This is a genomic window from Burkholderia plantarii, assembly GCF_001411805.1.
GTDB lineage: Bacteria > Pseudomonadota > Gammaproteobacteria > Burkholderiales > Burkholderiaceae > Burkholderia > Burkholderia plantarii.
Genome location: NZ_CP007213.1, coordinates 2,831,230 through 2,849,123 on the forward strand (window position 1 = coordinate 2,831,230; position 17,894 = coordinate 2,849,123).

17 protein-coding genes are annotated in these 17,894 nt (G+C 71.3%); 9 read left to right on the forward strand and 8 right to left on the reverse strand.

The genetic code is table 11. The annotated features are described in order from the left end of the window. Positions 1-124 precede the first annotated feature (124 nt). Entirely contained in the window at positions 125-820 is a 696-nt protein-coding gene (locus tag bpln_RS28700) for a phosphatase PAP2 family protein (protein ID WP_055140717.1), read from the forward strand. Between the two features lie 39 nt (positions 821-859). Here bpln_RS28700 and bpln_RS28705 read toward each other — a convergent pair whose 3' ends face one another. Beyond that, on the reverse strand, positions 860-2,674 hold the full coding sequence (locus bpln_RS28705; RefSeq protein WP_055140718.1) for a CHAD domain-containing protein: 1,815 nt from the start codon (positions 2,672-2,674) through the stop codon (positions 860-862). Positions 2,675-3,065: 391 nt separating this feature from the next. Here bpln_RS28705 and bpln_RS28710 point away from each other — a divergent pair, with 391 nt between their 5' ends. From bpln_RS28710 to bpln_RS28720, 3 genes are all read left to right on the forward strand, one after another. Then, positions 3,066-3,995 carry a DMT family transporter gene (locus tag bpln_RS28710; RefSeq protein WP_055140719.1) on the forward strand — a complete coding sequence of 310 codons (930 nt, stop codon included), beginning with the start codon at positions 3,066-3,068 and terminating at the stop codon, positions 3,993-3,995. Between the two features lie 82 nt (positions 3,996-4,077). Further along, positions 4,078-4,866, forward strand: coding sequence for a sensor histidine kinase (locus bpln_RS28715; RefSeq protein ID WP_055140720.1), 789 nt, complete (start codon positions 4,078-4,080; stop codon positions 4,864-4,866). 79 nt (positions 4,867-4,945) lie between these two features. Further along, positions 4,946-6,286, forward strand: a complete 1,341-nt coding sequence (locus bpln_RS28720; protein WP_055140721.1) for a hemolysin family protein — start codon at positions 4,946-4,948, stop codon at positions 6,284-6,286. A 90-nt stretch (positions 6,287-6,376) separates the two neighbouring features. On the opposite strand, the gene bpln_RS28725 is transcribed toward bpln_RS28720, so the two are convergent. Beyond that, positions 6,377-7,282, reverse strand: coding sequence for an NAD-dependent epimerase/dehydratase family protein (locus tag bpln_RS28725; RefSeq protein WP_055140722.1), 906 nt, complete (start codon positions 7,280-7,282; stop codon positions 6,377-6,379). Positions 7,283-7,385: 103 nt separating this feature from the next. On the opposite strand from bpln_RS28725, the gene bpln_RS28730 reads away from it, so the two are divergent. After that, positions 7,386-8,300, forward strand: coding sequence for a LysR family transcriptional regulator (locus tag bpln_RS28730; protein WP_042628535.1), 915 nt, complete (start codon positions 7,386-7,388; stop codon positions 8,298-8,300). Continuing rightward, positions 8,287-8,901, forward strand: coding sequence for a thiamine phosphate synthase (locus bpln_RS28735; RefSeq protein WP_055140723.1), 615 nt, complete (start codon positions 8,287-8,289; stop codon positions 8,899-8,901). Before bpln_RS28730 ends, bpln_RS28735 begins: the two co-directional genes overlap by 14 nt. A gap of 167 nt (positions 8,902-9,068) precedes the next feature. Here the strand turns inward: bpln_RS28735 and bpln_RS28740 are convergent, their stop codons facing one another. After that, the gene (locus bpln_RS28740; RefSeq protein ID WP_055140724.1) at positions 9,069-10,730 is read right to left on the reverse strand and encodes a DUF3459 domain-containing protein; all 1,662 of its coding nucleotides are present in this window, start codon (positions 10,728-10,730) and stop codon (positions 9,069-9,071) included. Between the two features lie 354 nt (positions 10,731-11,084). On the opposite strand from bpln_RS28740, the gene bpln_RS28745 reads away from it, so the two are divergent. From bpln_RS28745 to bpln_RS28755, 3 genes are all read left to right on the forward strand, one after another. Continuing rightward, positions 11,085-11,837: an alpha/beta fold hydrolase gene (locus tag bpln_RS28745; RefSeq protein WP_055140725.1), complete on the forward strand. Its 753-nt coding sequence runs from the start codon at positions 11,085-11,087 to the stop codon at positions 11,835-11,837. Between the two features lie 119 nt (positions 11,838-11,956). Then, positions 11,957-12,247 (forward strand): hypothetical protein, encoded by a 291-nt coding sequence (locus tag bpln_RS36885; RefSeq protein WP_055140726.1) that lies wholly within the window; start codon positions 11,957-11,959, stop codon positions 12,245-12,247. A gap of 216 nt (positions 12,248-12,463) precedes the next feature. Further along, on the forward strand, positions 12,464-13,138 hold the full coding sequence (locus bpln_RS28755; RefSeq protein WP_055140727.1) for a glutathione S-transferase family protein: 675 nt from the start codon (positions 12,464-12,466) through the stop codon (positions 13,136-13,138). A gap of 50 nt (positions 13,139-13,188) precedes the next feature. Here bpln_RS28755 and bpln_RS28760 read toward each other — a convergent pair whose 3' ends face one another. From bpln_RS28760 to bpln_RS28780, 5 genes are all read right to left on the reverse strand, one after another. Then, on the reverse strand, positions 13,189-13,845 hold the full coding sequence (locus tag bpln_RS28760; RefSeq protein ID WP_055140728.1) for a DUF1345 domain-containing protein: 657 nt from the start codon (positions 13,843-13,845) through the stop codon (positions 13,189-13,191). 38 nt (positions 13,846-13,883) lie between these two features. Continuing rightward, positions 13,884-14,585 carry an RES family NAD+ phosphorylase gene (locus tag bpln_RS28765; protein WP_042628542.1) on the reverse strand — a complete coding sequence of 234 codons (702 nt, stop codon included), beginning with the start codon at positions 14,583-14,585 and terminating at the stop codon, positions 13,884-13,886. Next, positions 14,582-15,004: an MbcA/ParS/Xre antitoxin family protein gene (locus tag bpln_RS28770; protein ID WP_042628543.1), complete on the reverse strand. Its 423-nt coding sequence runs from the start codon at positions 15,002-15,004 to the stop codon at positions 14,582-14,584. Before bpln_RS28770 ends, bpln_RS28765 begins: the two co-directional genes overlap by 4 nt. Before the next feature lie 466 nt (positions 15,005-15,470). Next, positions 15,471-16,388, reverse strand: a complete 918-nt coding sequence (locus bpln_RS28775) for a metal-dependent hydrolase (protein ID WP_042628544.1) — start codon at positions 16,386-16,388, stop codon at positions 15,471-15,473. Positions 16,389-16,923: 535 nt separating this feature from the next. After that, positions 16,924-17,646 (reverse strand): winged helix-turn-helix domain-containing protein, encoded by a 723-nt coding sequence (locus tag bpln_RS28780; protein WP_055140729.1) that lies wholly within the window; start codon positions 17,644-17,646, stop codon positions 16,924-16,926. Positions 17,647-17,894 lie beyond the last annotated feature (248 nt).

Sequence of the window (17,894 nt, forward strand, 5' to 3'; positions counted from 1 at the left end):
CATGACAGCCCGCGCGGCGAGCCCGGTATACTGCGCGAGTGACAGCCGCCTGCCGTGCGCCGTCGCCCTGGCCGGGCGACACGCGCCGGCTCCGTTTTCCGCCCGACCTGGCCGCCGATTCCCGATGTACGACCTGCCGCTTCGCCTCTGGAACTGGATCACCTACTTCGGTAGCGCCGGCATTACGCTGCCGCTCGCCGCGACGCTGGCCGTCTGGCTCGCGCTCGGCTATTCGGCCCGCCTCGCGTTGACCTGGCTCGGCGTGCTCGGCGTGGCCATCTCGGCGGTCGCGCTGACCAAGATCGCGTTCCTCGGCTGGGGCATCGGCATCCGCGCCTGGGATTTCACCGGCTTCAGCGGCCATTCGATGCTGTCCACCTCGGTCTATCCGGTCGCGATGCTGATCGCGCTCACGCGCGCCCATCCCGCGCTACGCGCGACCGGCGTCGCGTTCGGGCTCGCGCTCGGCGTGGCCGTTTCGCTGTCGCGCGTGGTGCTGTCCGCGCATTCGCCGTCCGAGGCGATCACCGGCTGCGTGGTCGGCGCGCTCGCGGCGCTGTCGTTCGTGCTGATCGCCTGGCGCGCGCAGCCGCACCGCTGGTCGGTGCCGGCCGTGGTGGCCAGCCTCGCGATCGTCACCATCACGCTGCACGGCATTCCGGTGCCGTCGCAGCGCTGGGTCACCCAGGTGGCCCTGAAGGTATCGGGCCATGAGCGCCCCTACGTGCGGGCGCGCTGGAAGGCGAACCCGAACTACCGGCCGATGTCGCGGCCGACCTCTACCACGCTCGACCCGAACGCGCCGCTGCATCGCATCTGAGTGGCGGCGCCGCGGCCGCTTCTCTCGCCATCGCGTACGTCACCGCCGCCCGCCTCGTGCGGCGCGAATCTTCGGCCGCCACAGGCGGCGCAATTGCGCTTCGGCCGCGATCGCCGCGTAGCGCTGTGCCGCCGCACCGTAGCCGCGCGCGAAACCGAGCTGCTCGGGCGGCGCGGACAAGCGTTCGAGATGGTGCAGCGCGACCTGCGCGTCGTTCGCGTCGCCGAGCGTGCCCTGCACGCGCGACACGCGCTTGACGAGCTTGTCGCGCGTACTGCGCGAGGAGATCGAGGCGAAGAACTCGAGCGCGTAGCGCAGCCGTTTCGCGTCGATGCGCACGCGGTGGCGCTCGGCCGGATCGAGGCTGGTCAGCTTCGGCGCGCCGTAGAGCCGCGCGAACAGGCGGTCGACGCGCTTCGTCGCGTGCCGCCTCAGCGAACGGCGCTGCTTGCGCGTGGCGTCGTCGTCGGAGCCCAGCGACAGCACGCAGAGCCATTCGATCCAGCCGAGCACGAGCCGCGCGTAGCGCGACGACGCCACCGCCTGCCGCAGCTCGCCGCGCGCGATGTCGCGCTGCCGGGCCGCGGCGTCGAGCGTCGCGGCCCAGCCCGGCGCCCCGGCGATGTCGGTATCGGCCCCGGCCAGCCCGGGCAGCGTTTCGCTGACGCTGACGTCCCAGTCGCGCACCACGCCCAGCTGCGTGCCGAGCCACTTCATGTCGGCCGCGAACGCGTCGCGATAGGTCTCGTCGGTGAAATCCTCGAACAGCCGCATCAGCGTGCGCAGGCGGCGCAGCGCGACACGCATCTGATGGACGTATTCGGGATCGTTGCTGTCGCGCACGCCGGCATCGTTGCCGAGCCATTGCGCGGCCACGTTCGTGCCGAGCACGAACAGCGCCTCGCGCTGCGTATGCAGCCGGCCGAGCTCGATCGAGGCCGCGTAGCCCGGGCCGTCGTCGTGATCGGGCAGGCGGCCGGCGCAGGCCAGATCGACGAGCGAGGCGGGCTTTAGGAACGCCGGCCCCGCGCCGCTCAGCTCGCGCGCCGCGTCGAACAGCGCGTGCAGCGCGGCGATGCGGCCGGCGGCATCGCCGGGATCGGCCACCGCGAGACGCAGCTCGCAGTGGCGGCCGGCGCCGGCGGTGGTGCGCCAGGTCAGGTCGTCGAGCGTCAGTTCGACGGGTGCGCGGTCGCCGCGCTGCCAGCGGCCGCGGCGGCGCTCGCATTCGAAGCGGAAGGACGCGCGCGCGGGAGCGGCGGCAGGTTCGGTGGATGGCGTGGGTGAGGGTTCGGCCGGCGCGTCGCCGCCTTCGATCGCGGCGGGGACGGTCCGCGCCGCCCCGGCTTCCGCGCGCTCGGCCATCACCGCCGCCGCCACGGATGGGCCGCCGGCTTCGTCGGCCGGTGCCTCGATCTCGCAACCGTGGACCGCGCCGTCGGCCAGCGCACGACGTATCCGGCTCGCCCGTTCATCCTCCTTGTGATCGTCCGCGCCATCGCCGTCGGCTCGACCTCCGGCGGTGCCGCTCGACGGCAGGTCGAGCCGATCGCGCACCGCCACGCCCGGCGCGAACGCCGTCGCGTGCACGGCCATCGTCGATTCCCCCGAAACGCCCGCCTCGTGCCACGCGATCCAGCCGGCCGCGTCCGGCACGGCGTCGGCCAGCGCGAGCGAGCGGATCGTCACGCGTTCGTGCCCGCGCTTCATCCGCACCGGTGGACAGATCCGCCATGCGCGCACCAGCTCCGCGCCGAAGTCGCGTACCGCGCGGGCGGCGCCACGCCTTCGGGAAGCCGGCACGCCGCCTCCCGGCAGCGGCAGCCCGAGCACGATTTCGAGGACACGCGTCATGTCACCTCCGTTTGCCGGCCCGCCCGTCACACCCGTGCAACCGCCGGCGGCCGTCGATGCCGTCCATGGTACACGGCACGCGCCGGTGCGCCCGCCCGCGCGCCGCGCGCCATGCAGGCCCGTCAAGCCGCCGCTGGCGCGAGGCGCGAGACCGGCGGCGGGACGCGGCGCGCGCGCCCCGCGAAGCCGGCGCGGGCGCGGTCAGCCGACGCGCGGACCGGCACCGGGCGCCCTCGGCAAGCCGCCGCGGGACACGGCGATCGCGTCGCCCGGCCAGCGGCGCGCCCGCCCGCACCGCCGCGGCCGACGCCTTTGCGCCAGTTCACGACGGCCCTCCCCGCCTGGGCATACACTGTCGCGCTTTCCTTTTCCTTTCCATTCCGGTTTTCCGATGACGCCTGCCGCCCGCCAACACCTCCGCGCGAACCTGCTGATGCTCGGCGCCGCCGCGATCTGGGGCTCGGCCTTCGTCGCGCAGCGACTCAGCCTGGCCGTGATCGGCCCGTTTCTCTACACCGGCCTGCGCTTCCTGCTCGGCGCGCTGGTGCTGGTGCCGCTGCTGCTCGCGAGGGCGCCGGCACGCGCGGAACTCGCCGCGCTCGCGCGGCGTCCGGCCGGGCTCATGCCGGGACTGCTGCTCGGCTCGCTGCTGGCCGTGTCGATCTCGCTTCAGCAGATCGGCCTGCAATACACGAGGATCGCCAACGCCGGCTTCATCAGCTCGCTCTACGTCGTGCTGGTGCCGCTGATCGGCGTGCTGCTGCGGCACCGGGCCGGCTTCGGCACCTGGTTCGGCGCGACGCTAGCGGCCATCGGCCTCTATTTCCTCAGCGTCGACGAGCATTTCACGGTGATGCTCGGCGACGGCTTCCAGCTCGCCTGCGCGGCGCTGATCGCGGTCCACGTGATCGCGGTCGGCCATTTCGTGCGGCGCCACGATCCGCTCGTGCTGGCATTCCAGCAGTTCGCGGTCTGCGGCCTGCTGTGCGGCGCGCTCGGCCTCGGCCTCGAAACGCTCGATGCGGCCACGCTCAGGCACGCGCTGCCCACGCTGCTGTATGGCGGCCTGCTGTCGGTGGGCGTCGGCTATACGCTGCAGGTGGTCGCGCAGCGCAACGCGGCGCCCGCGCACGCGGCCGTGATCTTCAGCATGGAAGGCGTGTTCGCGGCGATCGCAGGCTGGGCCGCGCTCGGCGAGACGCTGGGCCCGCGCGCGCTGATCGGCTGCGCGCTGATGCTGGCCGGCCTGCTCGCCTGCCAGCTGCTGCCGAACCGCGCAGACCGCGCTGCCGCGCGCGAAAGCCCGCAACTGCCGGCCTGACGGCGGCTCGCGTCGGGCCGCGCGACGGTTCGCCATCCGGTCCCTATAATGGCGGTTCCACCATCCTCCTCACGTCCGCCTCGTGACCCTGTCCCACGACGATCCCGCCGCCGCCCTGCTGCGCGAGCGCGCCGCCCGCTACGTCACGGAAAACGCGCTGTTCGCACGCGAGCAGGCCCTGTCGGTCGCCTCGCACGACCTGCGCAGCCCGCTCAACGCGATGCACAGCTGGGCCTACGTGCTCGAACGCCAGCTGCCGCCCGGCGACGCGGCGCTGCAACGCGCGCTCGACGGCATCCGGATCGGCATCGAACAGCAGACGAAGCTGATCGGCGCGGCGCTCGACGCGCCGCGCGCCGATACGCGCACGCTCGCGCTCGCCCATCAAAGCTGCGCGCTGGCGCCGCTCGTCGACGAGGTCGCGGCGCTGGCGCGCGTGGCGCTCGGCGATGCGCGCGCTGTCGATCTCGCGACCGCGCTGGAAGCCGCGCCCGACGCGTCGCTGAACGCCGATCGCGAGCGGCTCGCGCAGACGCTGTGGTCGATGACGGTGTTCGCGATCGAGGCCGGCGCGCCCGGCGCGGCCGTCACGCTCGCCTGCGACGCGCGGCGCGCGGCCGACACGGTCAGTTTCGAGGTCAGCTTCACGCCGGAGCCGGCCGCGCTGGTCGAGCCCTCGCTGCCGCACGCGCTCGACAGCGGCGCGCGGCGCGAGGCGCTGCTCGAACGCGACGCGCGCCGCCCGCCCTGGGCGCTCGCGCTCTGCCATCGCGTCGCGCTCGCGCACGGCGGCAGCTTCACGCCGCCCGTGCTCGAAGCCGGCAGCGCCGCGCGCATCGTGCTGACGCTGCCGCGCACGGCCACCGCGTGAGGATTTTTCCGAACGGCGAACTTTACGTTCACCTTTCCACCTCTATACTGACGCTTCCCTTATTTCCGGAGTTGCTGCGTTGACACAGATCATCGCGCTGATCAGCGCGTTGCTGCTGGTAGCCCTGAACGGATTTTTCGTCGCCGCCGAGTTCGGTCTCGTCAAGCTGCGCGCGACGCGCGTGAAAACGCTGGCGCGCCAGCACGGCGTGCGCGGCCGCATCCTGCGCATCGTGCATGCGCGGCTCGACGCCTACCTGTCGGCCTGCCAGCTCGGCATCACGCTCGCCTCGCTCGGCCTCGGCTGGATCGGCGAGCCGGCCTTCGCCGAGATCCTCTCGCCGCTGCTCGACGCGCTCGGCATCCACTCCGTCGAACTGGTCCACGGCATCTCGCTGGTGTTCGCGTTCTCGGTGATCTCGTTCCTGCACATCGTGGTCGGCGAACTCGCACCGAAATCGATGGCGATCCGCCAGCCCGAGCAGGTCGGCCTGTGGCTCGCGCTGCCGCTCTATGCGTTCTACTGGCTGATGTATCCGGCGATCTGGGTGCTCAACACGAGCGCCAACGCGGTGCTGCGCATCGTCGGCCTGACGGCTGAGCACGGCGGCGACTCGCACTACTCCACCGACGAGCTGAAACTGATCCTGCGCAGCCGCCGCAACGCGGCGAGCACCTCGAAGGCGCCGATCGCGGCCTACAGCCGGGACGAGTGGAACACGCTCGCGCATTCGCTCGATTTCACCTCGATGACGGTCTCGGACCTGATGCGCCCGGCCAACGAGATGGTCGGCCTGCGCCGCGACCTGCCGCTCGTCGACAACATGGCGGTGGTCGCGCGCCACCGCTTCAGCCGCTATCCGCTGTTCACCGACGCCTCGCGCGAGCACGTGTCCGGCCTGATCCACCTGAAGGACCTGCTGCTCGCGCGCCACGCGGGCGCCGCGCTCGAGGACCTGTCCGACTACGTGCGCCCGGCGCAGTACGTGAAGCCCGACATGCCCGCGCTCGAACTGTTCCGGCGCTTTCGCAAGGGCGCGCCGCATTTCGCGCTGGTCGGCAACAAGCACGAGAAGCCGATCGGCTTCCTCACGCTCGACAACCTGCTCGGCGCGCTGGTAGGCCAGATCCACGACGAATTCCGCCAGGGCGACGCCGACTGGGCGCGCCTCGACGACGGCACGCTGATGGGCAAGGGCAGCCTGCCCGTGGTGTCGCTCGAACAGGCGCTCGGCATCGACATCGACGAAGGCCGCGCCGAATCGGTGGGCGGCCTCGTGATCCAGGCGCTCGGCGACCTGCCCACCGAGGGCCAGCGCGTGTCGTTCGAGCGCTTCGACGTGGTGGTCAAGAAGATGAACGGGCCGCGCATCGTGCTGGTGCGCGTCTATCCGAAAGCATTCAAGGAAGCCGACGAGTAGGCGCGGCGTTCCCGCCTGTTTGTCCCTCACGCCCGCGCGGGGCAAGGCCATCGCGCGCGGGCGTGCCGTTTCACCCAGGTGTCGGTCCGCTCAGGCGCCGCGCACCATCTCGCCCGTGATCCAGTCGATCACCGACGCGTGCTTCGGCTGCCAGCCGAGCAGGCGCCGGGCGCGCTCGCCGCGCACGCGGCTGTTCGAGCCGAGCCCGTAGTTCGCCATCTCGTAGCCCCATTCCGCCTCGGCCTCGGCAAGCGGCCAGTCCTCGGCCGCGCCGAGCCCCATCGCGGTCGCGATCGCGGCCGACATGTCGCGAAACGCGGCCTCGCCGTTCTCGATGAAGTAGAACGTGCCGTCGGCCGGCGTGCGTTCGAGCGCGAGCCGGTAGACCTCGACCACGTCGTCGATGTGAACGTTCGACCAGATGTTGCGGCCCGGGCCGACGTGGCGCACCACGCCACTCTTCTGCGCCTGCCGTACCAGCCGCGGCAGCTGCACGCTCTCGCGCGGCAGCCCGCGGCCATGGCCGTAGATCAGCGTGTTGCAGAGCACGGCAGGGCGAATCCCCGCCTGCGCGGCGCCCAGCACGAGCCGGTCGATCGCCACGCGCGGCGCCTTGTCGGCGGTCGGCTCGGGCAGCGCGTCCTCGTGGTAGACCTGCTCGCCGGCTTCGCCGCCCGACGCGTCGCCGACGATGCTCGATCCGCTCGTATGCAGCAGCACCTTGCCGGAATCGCGCAGGCCCTCGATCAGCGCCTCGACCGCGCCGCGATGGTCGCTGTCGGCCGCGTTGATCACGGCGTCGGCCGCCTGCGCCTCGCGCACCAGCAGCGCGCGGTCGTCGAGCGAGCCGACACGCGGCTCGACGCCGATCGCGCGCAGTTCCGCGGCCTGCTGCTCGCGCCGCACCAGCCCGCCCACGCGATGGCCGTCGGCGGCAAGCCCCGCCGCGATCGAACCGCCGATGAAACCGCCCGCTCCCGTGATGAAGATCTTCATGCTGGACTCCTTGTCCGATTCGTTGGGTGACGGCCAGTGTGAGGGCGGACGAGGCGCGCAAAAACCATGTTAGGCTCAAGTCATTCTTGAATCCGGATCAACAATGAAGACGTCGACCGAAGAGTTGCAGACCTTCGTCGCGATCATCGACAGCGGCTCGATCACGGCCGCCGCCGAGCAGCTCGGGCAGACCGTGTCGGGCGTGAGCCGCGCGCTGAACCGCCTCGAGCGCAAGCTCGGCGTGACGCTGCTGCGCCGCACGACGCGCAGTTCGCAGCTGACCGACGAGGGCGAACTGCTGCTGGCGCGTGCGCGCGACATCCTGCAATCGGTGGAGGAAGCGGAGACGGCGGTCTCGCTCGGCCGCGTCAAGCCGGCCGGCAAGCTGCGCGTGGACGCGGCCACGCCGTTTATGCTGCATGCGATCGTCCCGCATCTGCCGGTATTCACGGCGCGCTACCCCGACATCGAACTCGAACTGACCAACAACGAACGGTTCGTCGACCTGATCGAGCAGCGCATCGACATCGCGATCCGGATCGGCGCGCTGCCCGATTCGACGCTGCATGCGCGAGCGCTCGGTTCGAGCCCGCTGCACGTGCTGGCGAGCCCCGCCTATCTGGCCGCCCACGGCACGCCGCGCAGCGTGGCCGACCTGGCCGCGCATCGGCTGCTCGGCTTCAGCGATATCGAGGCGCTGAACCGCTGGCCGCTGCGCCGGCGCGCGGGCGACGGCGGCAAGCGAGACGACGACGGCGCGGGCCTGACGATCGATCCCGCGCATACGGCCTCCAGCGGCGAGACGCTACGGCATCTCGGGCTCGCGGGGGTCGGCATCGTCTGCCTGTCCGATTTCATGACGGCGGCCGACATCGCCGAGGGGCGGCTCGTGCCGCTGCTCGCCGAGCTGATGACGGACTACCGGCAGCCCGTCAACGCCGTCTACTACCGGCACGCGGCGCTGACGGGCCGTGTGCAGGGTTTCCTCGATTTCCTGAGCCAGCATGTGCGGCTCTGAACCCGTGCCGACGATGCCCGCGCTACCGCCCTTCTACCTGATCACGCCCGAGCCGGCCTCGGACGCGCGTGCCGATCTCGACGCGTTCGTCGCGCGGCTCGACGCGGCGTTCGCGACCGGCATCGCGCTCGTGCAGCTGCGCGTGAAGACGCTCGATGCCGACCGTTACGCGGCGCTCGCGGCGCGCGTGATCGGCCGCGCGCGGGCAGCCGGCGCGCGCGTGATCTGCAATGGTTCGATCGCGCCGGAGGCGGCGCGCGCGCTCGGCGCGGCCGGCGTCCATCTCGGCCACGCGGCGCTCGTTGCCGCCGCGGCGCGGCCGGTGGCGGCCGACCTGCTGCTGTCGGCCGCCTGCCACGATCGCGAATCGCTGCGCCATGCGGACCGGATCGGCACCGATCTCGCCACGCTGTCGCCGGTGAAACCGACGCTGTCGCATCCGGGCGCCCCGGTGCTGGGCTGGGAGCGCTTCGCCGAGTGCGTGGCCGGCACGCGGCTGGCCGTCTATGCGCTCGGCGGCATGACGCGCGACGACCTGCCGATCGCGCGCATGCATGGCGCGCACGGCATCGCGGGCATCCGGGGAATGGTGGAGGGATAACGCGCGGCGGCAGGCCGGAGTGGATCGTTCGTCATGCCGACTGGATTTCGCCGCCTCAAGCCCGATCGCAGCCCGGCGCGCGAACGAGCGGCGAACGAGCGGCGAACGAACGGCCTTCGAATCGCGGCACCGCCGCCGCGCCCGACGCGCGCGGCGGCGGCCGGCGTTCAGGCATCGAACGCCGCCGCGCCGGCACCGGCACCACCCTGCGACAGATATCGCGCGCCGTGCGACAGCGCATAGCGATTGACGTCGCCCGTGACCCAGGCGACGAGCGAGAACGGCGGCAGCTCGCCGAACAGCACGCGGTCGCGCGCGCGCGGCGGCGTCTCGAACACGATCGTCCCGCCCGGCAGCCGGTCGAACGCCAGCGGTTCCGGCGACAGGTTCAGCGCGAGGCTCAGCACCTCGCCGTCGCCGAGCCGCCAGACGGCCACGAGCGCATCGGCCTCGCCGCCATCGGCCACGCGCAGCAGATCCGCCGATTGCGGCCGTGAATCGATCAGGCGCGGCGCGATCAGCTTGGCGCGCACGGCCAGCGCCGACTGCACGAAGCGCTGGCTGGCCGCGTCGGGCGCCGCCTCGTCGAACACGAGCGGAATCTGCGGCGTAAGCAGCGACAGCGCGAGCGCCGCGAGCCCGGCCTCGCGCGTCGCCGCGGTTGGCCGGCTGGCGCCGTCGGACAGCACCAGCGAGGTCATCGGCAGGCCGCCGTCCCAGCCGCCGCCGGCCTCGCCGCCGCCCGGGCGCTGATAGGCCGAACCGTCGGCCGTCAGCGCCCGGGCCAGCGTATGGATGGTCTGGCGCGTCGAGATCGCCTCGCGATACGGATAGGCGGCACGACCCGTCAGCCGGTGCAGCGCACGCTCGCCGCATTCGTTCCACTGCGCGTCGAAGTGCGTGTCGGCGAGATGCGAGGGATTGCGCTCGCTGCCGAGCACCAGATGCACGAGCCGTTCGCTCGGCACCGCCGCGCGCACGCGGTCGGCGATCTCGCGCAGGCCCGCGTTGCCGATCCGGTCGGCCGCGCGCAGCCGCAGGCCGTCGCAGCGATATTCCTCGATCCAGTACAGCGCGTTGTCGCAGAAGAAGTCGCAGACCTCGGGATGGTCGAGCGCGAGCGGCGCGTGGTGCGGGTCGTCGCGCGTCTGGAAGAACGGCGCCGCGTAGCGGCGCAGCGCTTCGCTGCCGCCGCCGAAGCGCGCGTAATCGAGATCGAGCAGCACCGCGAGGCCGAGCCCGTGCGCGTCGTCGATCAGCGCCTTCAACGCGTTCGGGCCGCCGTAGGCGGCGATCGGCGCGAACGGCAGGCTGTCCTGCGCGGGGTCCGTCGAGGCCAGCAGTTCGAGCGCCGTCACGCCGAGCCGCGCGAGCTGCGGCAGGCGGCGGCGTACCTGCTCGTAGCCGCCGATCGCGTCGGGCCGGATCGCATAGAGCGCGATCTCCTCCCAGGGCCGCCCGCACCACGACGTGTTGCGCCACACGAATGCGCGCGGGTCGATCACCTCGCTCGCCGCCTCGATGCCGTCGGGCTGCGAGCGCGACGCGGGATCGGGAATCACGAGCGCCGCGTCGAGCCGGTAGCGATAGCGCGTGCCCGGCCCGCACTCGACGAAGGTCTCGAACCAGCCGGCGCCGGCATGCGCCATCTCGATGGCCGGCTCGGCCGCGCCGTCCACGCCGAACTCGAGCCGCACCTCGGCACTGTCCGGTGCCCACAGACGGAAATGGGTGCGCAGCGTGGCCGCGGCGGCGCTGCACGGCTGCGCGCCGAACGCGAGGCAGTGCGTGTAGCGGTGTGAGTAAGGGTCGAGCGGGCAATCGGACATCGGTGCGCTCCTTGTCGGGTCTCGGGTCGGAGGCATGGCCGGCACTCGCAAACGTCGTGCCGGGCGCTAGGGATAACCAGTATGCGCCGAATCATCTGGCGGTGCGAGTGCCGGACACCGCTTTTAAATACGTCTCGACCCCGGCCGTCAGCGCCTCATCGAGCACGCGTGGACGCGCCAACGACGGCGCTGCTCGATCGCCTGCTCCGCTCGCGCGCTCGTGAAGACCGCGCCATGCATCGCGCCGTCATCATCGCGACCGGCGCTGCGTGCGATCCCACATCACGCCGTTTCGTGCTATCCGCGCGGCACGGTTTTCGCTACGATGGCTGCCCGTCCTTTCGGTGCGCGCCCATGTCCGATTCTCCCCGCATCCTGCTCGTCCACGGCTTGACCGGCCATCTGCACGCGCCCGCGCTGCTCGAGGCACTGCGGCCCGCCACCGTCGTCGCGCCCGATCTGCTCGGCTACGGCGCCTGCACCGATGTCGATCCCGTCTCGATCACGCTCGCCGCGCAGGTCGACGTGCTGCGCGAGGCGATCGACGAGGCCGCGGGGCCGGCCGATCGCTGGCTCGTCGTCGGGCATTCGGTGGGCGGCGCGATCGCGCATCTGTTCGCGGCGAAGTATCCCGACCGCGTCGAGGGCGTGGTCAGCGTCGAGGGCAACTTCACGCTCGACGACGCGTTCTGGTCGCAGCGCCTCGCCTCGATGCCGCTCAAGGAAATCGAGGCGCATCTGCAGCGCGACCTCGCCGATCCGGCCAGCTGGCTCGCGCGCGCCGGGCTGCGCACCGACGCCGCGCTGATCGCCGCGGCGGCCGACCAGCTCGCGTTCCAGCCCGCCAGCACCCTGCAGCGCATGGCCATCTCGGTGGTCGAGACGACCGGCGCGCCGGCCTACCTGCAACGCGTCGCCGGCTGGCTCGACAAGGTGCCACTGCATCTGCTCGCGGGCGAACGCTCGGCGCGCGACTGGCACGTGCCGGACTGGCTGCGCCCGCGCGCGAAAAGCGATCGCATGCTGGCGGGCCGCGGCCACATGATGATGATCGAGGACCCGCGCCAGTTCGCGAACGCGATCCTCGACATCGCGCTGGCGCGCTGACGCGCCGCCCGGGCGTTCGACGGGCTCGACGGCGCCCGTGCATCCCTCGGGCGTGGGCGTCGTCCGCCTGCATCGGCGGGGACCACGCTGCCCTCGGGATCGGTGCCGTCGCGGAGCCGATGGCGGAAGCCGTCGTGGCACCGGATCACGCGCATCGGGACGCCGGCCCGCACCAGCACGGCATGGCGCGCCTCGATGTCGTCGTCGACGCGGAACACGAACTTCGCGTTCGATCCGGCTCCGGCCACGCCGCCGGCGGCATGCCGGTACGGCTTGCCGGCCCGATGCAGCGCGTGTTCGATCCCGCCGGCATCGAGCACGCCCCGTTCGCCGGCGATGACCTCGATCGTCGGCAGTCCAAAGTGGGTTTGGTAGAAAACCTTCAACCGGGTCGCGTCGTCCGTGTATAGAATCACCCGGGTCGTCGGCAGCGGCATCGGCAGGTCTCGCCGCGGTGGAGGCGCGAATGCGCCGGGCGGCTCGCGCGGTGGAAGGTTCACCGGCAGGATACCCGCCGCGCCGCCGGCCGCTCGCCGCGGGTCACTGCCGCTCGCGGCACGCGCCGATGCGAACGCCGCTCCGACTCGCCCACCGTCCCGCTCACCGTCCCGCTCACCGACAGGCCCATGCTGACCGTCCACCATCTCAACAATTCCCGCTCGCAGCGCGTGCTGTGGCTGCTCGAAGAACTCGGCGTGCCCTACGAGCTGAAGCGCTACGAACGCGATCCGAAGACGATGCTCGCGCCGCCCGCGCTGCGCAGCGTGCATCCGCTCGGCAAGTCGCCGGTGCTGACCGACGACGGCGAGACCATCGCCGAATCGGGCGCGATCATCGAATACCTGCTCGAACGCTACGACACCGGTTCGCGCTTCGCTCCCGCGCCCGGCACGCCCGAGCGGCGGCGCTTCACCTACTGGCTGCACTACGCGGAAGGCTCGGCGATGCCGCCGCTGCTGCTCAAGCTGGTGGCGATGCGGATCGCCCAGGCGCCGATGCCGTTCTTCGCAAAGCCGATCGCGCGCAAGATCGCGGCGACGCTGCAGTCGAGCTTCGTCGATCCGCAACTGAGGCTGCATCTCGGCTATATCGAGGAATCGCTGCGCGCCACGGGCTGGTTCGTCGGCGACGCGTTCAGCGCCGCCGACGTGCAGATGAGCTTCCCGCTGGAGGCGGCCGCCTCGCGCGCCGATACCGTCGCGCAACTGCCGGCGATCCGGGCGTTCCTTGAACGGATCCATGCGCGGCCGGCCTACCATCGCGCGCTGGCGCGCGGCGGTCCCTACGACATGGCACGCTGAGGCGAAACACGACCGGCGGCGGACACGGCGCGGCGGCGGCGCGGAACCCGCTAGCTGCCGAGCAGCCCCGCCGCGACGTTGATCGACAGGCCGAGCACGGCCATGTTGAAGTAGAACGACAGGATCGACTGCGCGAGCCCCGCGCGCCGGATCGAGCGGCTGTTCAGCGTCACGTCCGAGGTCTGCGAGGCCACCGCGATCGTGAACGAGAAATAGAGGAAATCCCAGTAATCGGGCGTGAGATCGCGATCGGGGAACTGCAGCGCGCGCGCCTCCTTCGGCGACTGGTAGTAGAGCCGCGCGTAATGCAGCGTGAAGATGGTCGGGATCAGGAACCACGCGCCGAACAGCGTCGCGCCCGTCACCGCGTAATGCTCGAGGCCGGCGCGCAGCGCGAGGCTCTTCGCGCTCGCCAGCTCGACGGCGATCGCCGCCACGCTCGCCACCGTCGCGAGGCAGATGATCGTCAGCACCGTGGTCGCGCTCTCGTCCTCGCGCACCGCGATCTCGCGCACCTTGTCGTAATGCGCGCGCGACATCTGCAGCCACATCATCGCCAGATACAGCCACACCGCGAGATCCCAGCCCACCAGCGCGCGCGCGAACGGATGATGCAGGCCCGGCACGACGCAGGCGACCGCCACGCCGATCACGAGCGCGATCCACATCCGCGGGCGATTGCGCAGCAACATCGGGAGATTCTTCATCGAGCACTCCGAAAGTGAGAGGACCGCGGTCGGCCAGGTCAGCCGATCTGGTTCAGTTCGAACACGGCGTCGATCGCCGTGCCGTTCCAGCTGTATTCGAGATAAGCCGCGTGATGACAATCGCGCAGCATCGAGGTGCGGAACGCGGCGAGGCAGTCGCCGCCCGGGTCGCGTACCGACGGATAGACGAGCCCCGCGAAGCCGGCGCCGCGCACCATGCGGCCGAACGCCTGCCCGACCGAATAGTCGACCGGGTCGAGCAGCGCCGGATCGCGGCCGGGCCAGTCGCGGATGTCGGCCGCCTCGCCCTGCGCCAGCACGGTGTAGAGCCGCATCTGCTGGCGCATCGGCGCCTCGCGCGTGGCGGCGAGGAACAGGCCGGTGTGGTGGCGCGTCTCGGCGATCGCGGTCTGGCGCGAGCGCGCGCAGTAGAACACGCCGTAACTGCCGTCGGAGAAGCGGCTGCCCTGCGGGTTCAGATGCGTGAAGGCGGCCATGATCGGGCCGTAGCCGGGGCCGAAGCGGCGCTCGCCGGCGGGCACCAGGTCGAGGTGGCCGACCTCGGCGCGCACGCGGTCGTTGGTCATCGCCTCGAGCGCGTAGAGCGCCTCGAAATCGTCGGCCGACGCGACACGGTCGAACAGGTTGATGGCGGGAAAACGGGTGGGAATCACACGATAGGCGGGCGCCCAGTCGAGCCTCGAGACGGGCCAGCGGGTCGAGCAATCGGCTGAAGTCACGCCCAGCCTCCCCGCACCGCGTCCAGGTACTGCCGCACCGCGAGCAGGTCGCCGACGTTGCCGGCCAGCATGCGGTCGAGCGCGCGGCCGCCGTTGAACGGCGCGGCCTGGTTCGGCCGCTTGAGCCAGCCGTCCGCCGCCTCGGGCGGCAGCAGGATCTGCAGTGCCTTGTAGATGCCGAGCACGAGCGACAGGCGCTCCAGCGTGTCGCGCGCGAGCCGCGCCGTCTGCGGCGAGGCCTTCCATTTGAAGAAGGTCGAGCGGCCCGGCGAGCCGAGCAGCACGATCTGCTCGTCGGTCGACAGATCCCAGTCGCGAGCGATATTGAAGAACGCACGCAGGCCGGCGGCGGACATTTGCGCGGGCGTGGCGTCCGGCTGCGGAGCGGACGGAAGCGGGGTCGATACGGGTAGAGACATGGCTGTTAGTCTCAAAGTGAATTGACTAACAAGATTAGTCCATTTTCGGATGATTGCAAGGGACCGATGCCGGCGAATCGATGCGTGCGGCCGTGGAAAAGCGCCGCACGCAAATGGAGGCGGCAGATCCTTGATATGGGGACAGTATCGCGCAGACAGCAAAAACACGGTGGCGCGCGCCGATCAAATCGGGGCACATGATCGGATCGCGCGGCGGCGGCGCGGTTCCGCTGCCGGGCCCCCGGGCGGTCGGGAAAACGAAAACGGCGGCGACACTCGCCGTGTCGCCGCCGTCTGGTTCAGCCTCCGCCCCGCCTGCCCGGTGCCTTTTCCACCGTCACCGGCCGGCTCTGGCCCGATCGCACCCCGCGCGGCCGGACCGCCCGCGTGGCATGACAAATCGTGTCATCGAACCGTCGCGAGCCGCCTGGGCCGCTCGAACCGCACCGCAGCCGCTTCGGCCGCCTCAAGCCGTGCCGAGCCGCCGCCGCACCGCCGGGACCGACGGCTCGGCCCACGCGGCCTGCCGCGCCTCGTTCTCGGCCACCAGCTGCGCGACCTTCGCCAGATGATGGCGATTGTCGTGATCCCACGGATGGAAATCGGCCCGGAAGAAGCTCAGCCACTCGCGCGCGATGCGCGGGAACACGCCGTGGCGCGGACCGTACAGGAAGCGGATCACGCGCCCCATGCCGCGCACGCGGTGGTCGGCGGTGCGGTCAGCGCGGATCAGCCGCGTGTGGATCAGGAACACCGTGGGCCAGAACGTCAGCGTGGTCAGCAGGTAGGTGCCGATGCGGATCAGGTAGCGCTTCGGCCCCGGCGCCATCACCGCGTTCCAGACGTCGAACGACACCGCCTTGTGCTCGGTTTCCTCCAGCGCGTGCCAGATCCACATCTGCCGGTAGCCGTCCTCGGCGCCGTCGAGTCGCGACGGATCGTCGAGCAGCAGCCCGGCCAGCATCGCCGTGTAATGCTCGGCGGCCACCGTGTGGGCGAGCTGCATCGAATGCGGCATCACCCGCTTCATCCAGCCGAGCACCTTCCAGACGCGCTGGTCGAGCTTGCGCGCCGGCAGCCGGTTGGCCTGCAGCATCTCGTTGTATTCCACGTGCTCGCGCGTATGCATCGCCTCCTGGCCGATGAAGCCCTGCACCTGCTGCCTGAGCACGGGATCGTCGATGCGGTCGCGGTAATTGCGCACCGAATCCATGAAGAAGCGCTCGCCGGCCGGAAACAGCAGCGACAGCGCGTTGAAGAAGTGCGTGACGGCCGGCCCCTGGCCGTGCCAATCCTTGGCGCGCTCGACCGGCAGCGGAAAGCGCAGGTCCCGACGCACGGGCATGATGCCGGCCGCGACGGCGGCGGCGGACGAATCGGACATCGTCGAGGCTCCTTGCGGCACGCGACGCGTCCCGCCGCCCGGGCGGCTGGCCCGGGTCGCGGGGCGGATCGCGCGCCAAATCGATTACATTGAACAATGTAAAGATACGGCGATTCGTCGCATCCGCGCAAGTCCCGGCTTAGTGCCGTGCTTCCAAACGGCGCGTGCCGCGCGGGGGCCCGCCGGGCCTGGGCGGCAGGCCCGGCTTGAAACCGGCGAGGTCTGGGGAACGGTGTCGGGCCGGGTGGCGCGCCGTGAAAAATCGGCGGCGGCGGCAAAAATACAACGCCCGGCTCATGGGTCGAACGCCAGGCGGCTCGGCCGTGCCCGCGATCGGTGCCGGTTTGCCGGCGGCGAACCCGCGCGGCGCGCGCCGGACACGCGAACGCCACCGCCGAACGCCGGCGGCTCGCCTCGCTCGCGCGAAACCGGCGCAGCGGGCCCGCCTCCTCCGTTCGGACGGCCCCCGACATCGGCGCGGCGTCCCGCCCGGCGTCGCCCCGGTCGTGGCCCCCGCGGCGGCGCGCGCCGCCGCTCAGGCCGCCGCGGCCTCGCCCTCGACGGGCGGCACGAAGATATAGCCGCGCCCGCGCATCGTCTGGATATGGCGCGGCCGGTCGCGATCGTCCTCGATCAGCGCGCGCAGCCGGAACACCAGCACGTCGAGACCGCGCTCGGAGCGCGATTCGTCGCCGACCTGCAGCAGGCCCAGCAGCGTCGAGCGCGACAGCACCTGCAGCGGATGGCTCACGAACGCCTTCAGCAACGCGAATTCGCTGGGCCGCAGCCCCAGGTCGCGGCCGTGCTTCCTGGCGCGCCGGCCGGCGAAATCGATCTCGATCGGCCCGATCGTGCGCGGCGGCGGCACCACCATCACCCCCGCCGAGGGGCCGACCGGCCGGTGCAGGATGGTGCGGATCCGCGTCGACAGTTCGAGCAGGTTCACGGGTACGGCCAGATAGTCGTCGGCGCCGAATTCGAGCGCGACCACCTTGTCGCTGACGTCGGGCTCGTCGCCGACCACCACCACCGGCATCGTGTAGCCGGCCGCGCGCAGCTGGCGCAGCGCAGCGTAGGTGTCGGGAATCATCGGCCCGGCGCGCATCACGATCGCCGACGGGCACTCGCGCTGCACGCGCTCGACCAGGGTGGCGGCCGAATACCAGACGGACATCTCCATCCGGTGCTTGCTGAAATGCGTGCGCATGGCGTCGCGCACGGCTTCGTTCGACTCGATGACGAGAACGTTGATACTCATGGACGATCCGTTTTTATCAATGGCGTCGAGGCGGATTCAAGGCGAGACGGCGCCCGGTGGCGCCGCTGCCGCGCGACGCCGTCCGGGACGTGGCGCGAGCGGTTCGAGACTAAATCCGCAATGCGCATCAAAAATGGGGGAATTGAGGAGAAAATATGGAATCGGCCACCGTGCCGCCGCACGCCGCGCGCAAAAGACGGACAATCCGCGGCTGACCACGACGGCGCGCGGCCAGGTTTGGCCCGCGC

Excerpts from the sequence above, each read along its gene's own strand:
- bpln_RS28770 (WP_042628543.1), bottom strand. The coding sequence starts at position 15,004 with ATGTCTCTACCCGTATCGACCCCGCTTCCGTCCGCTCCGCAGCCGGAC.
- bpln_RS28700 (WP_055140717.1), top strand. The coding sequence starts at position 125 with ATGTACGACCTGCCGCTTCGCCTCTGGAACTGGATCACCTACTTCGGT.
- bpln_RS28710 (WP_055140719.1), top strand. The coding sequence starts at position 3,066 with ATGACGCCTGCCGCCCGCCAACACCTCCGCGCGAACCTGCTGATGCTC.
- bpln_RS28780 (WP_055140729.1), bottom strand. The coding sequence starts at position 17,646 with ATGAGTATCAACGTTCTCGTCATCGAGTCGAACGAAGCCGTGCGCGAC.
- bpln_RS28755 (WP_055140727.1), top strand. The coding sequence starts at position 12,464 with ATGCTGACCGTCCACCATCTCAACAATTCCCGCTCGCAGCGCGTGCTG.
- bpln_RS28730 (WP_042628535.1), top strand. The coding sequence starts at position 7,386 with ATGAAGACGTCGACCGAAGAGTTGCAGACCTTCGTCGCGATCATCGAC.
- bpln_RS28735 (WP_055140723.1), top strand. The coding sequence starts at position 8,287 with ATGTGCGGCTCTGAACCCGTGCCGACGATGCCCGCGCTACCGCCCTTC.
- bpln_RS28725 (WP_055140722.1), bottom strand. The coding sequence starts at position 7,282 with ATGAAGATCTTCATCACGGGAGCGGGCGGTTTCATCGGCGGTTCGATC.
- bpln_RS28775 (WP_042628544.1), bottom strand. The coding sequence starts at position 16,388 with ATGTCCGATTCGTCCGCCGCCGCCGTCGCGGCCGGCATCATGCCCGTG.
- bpln_RS28705 (WP_055140718.1), bottom strand. The coding sequence starts at position 2,674 with ATGACGCGTGTCCTCGAAATCGTGCTCGGGCTGCCGCTGCCGGGAGGC.
- bpln_RS36885 (WP_055140726.1), top strand. The coding sequence starts at position 11,957 with ATGGCGGAAGCCGTCGTGGCACCGGATCACGCGCATCGGGACGCCGGC.
- bpln_RS28760 (WP_055140728.1), bottom strand. The coding sequence starts at position 13,845 with ATGAAGAATCTCCCGATGTTGCTGCGCAATCGCCCGCGGATGTGGATC.
- bpln_RS28740 (WP_055140724.1), bottom strand. The coding sequence starts at position 10,730 with ATGTCCGATTGCCCGCTCGACCCTTACTCACACCGCTACACGCACTGC.
- bpln_RS28745 (WP_055140725.1), top strand. The coding sequence starts at position 11,085 with ATGTCCGATTCTCCCCGCATCCTGCTCGTCCACGGCTTGACCGGCCAT.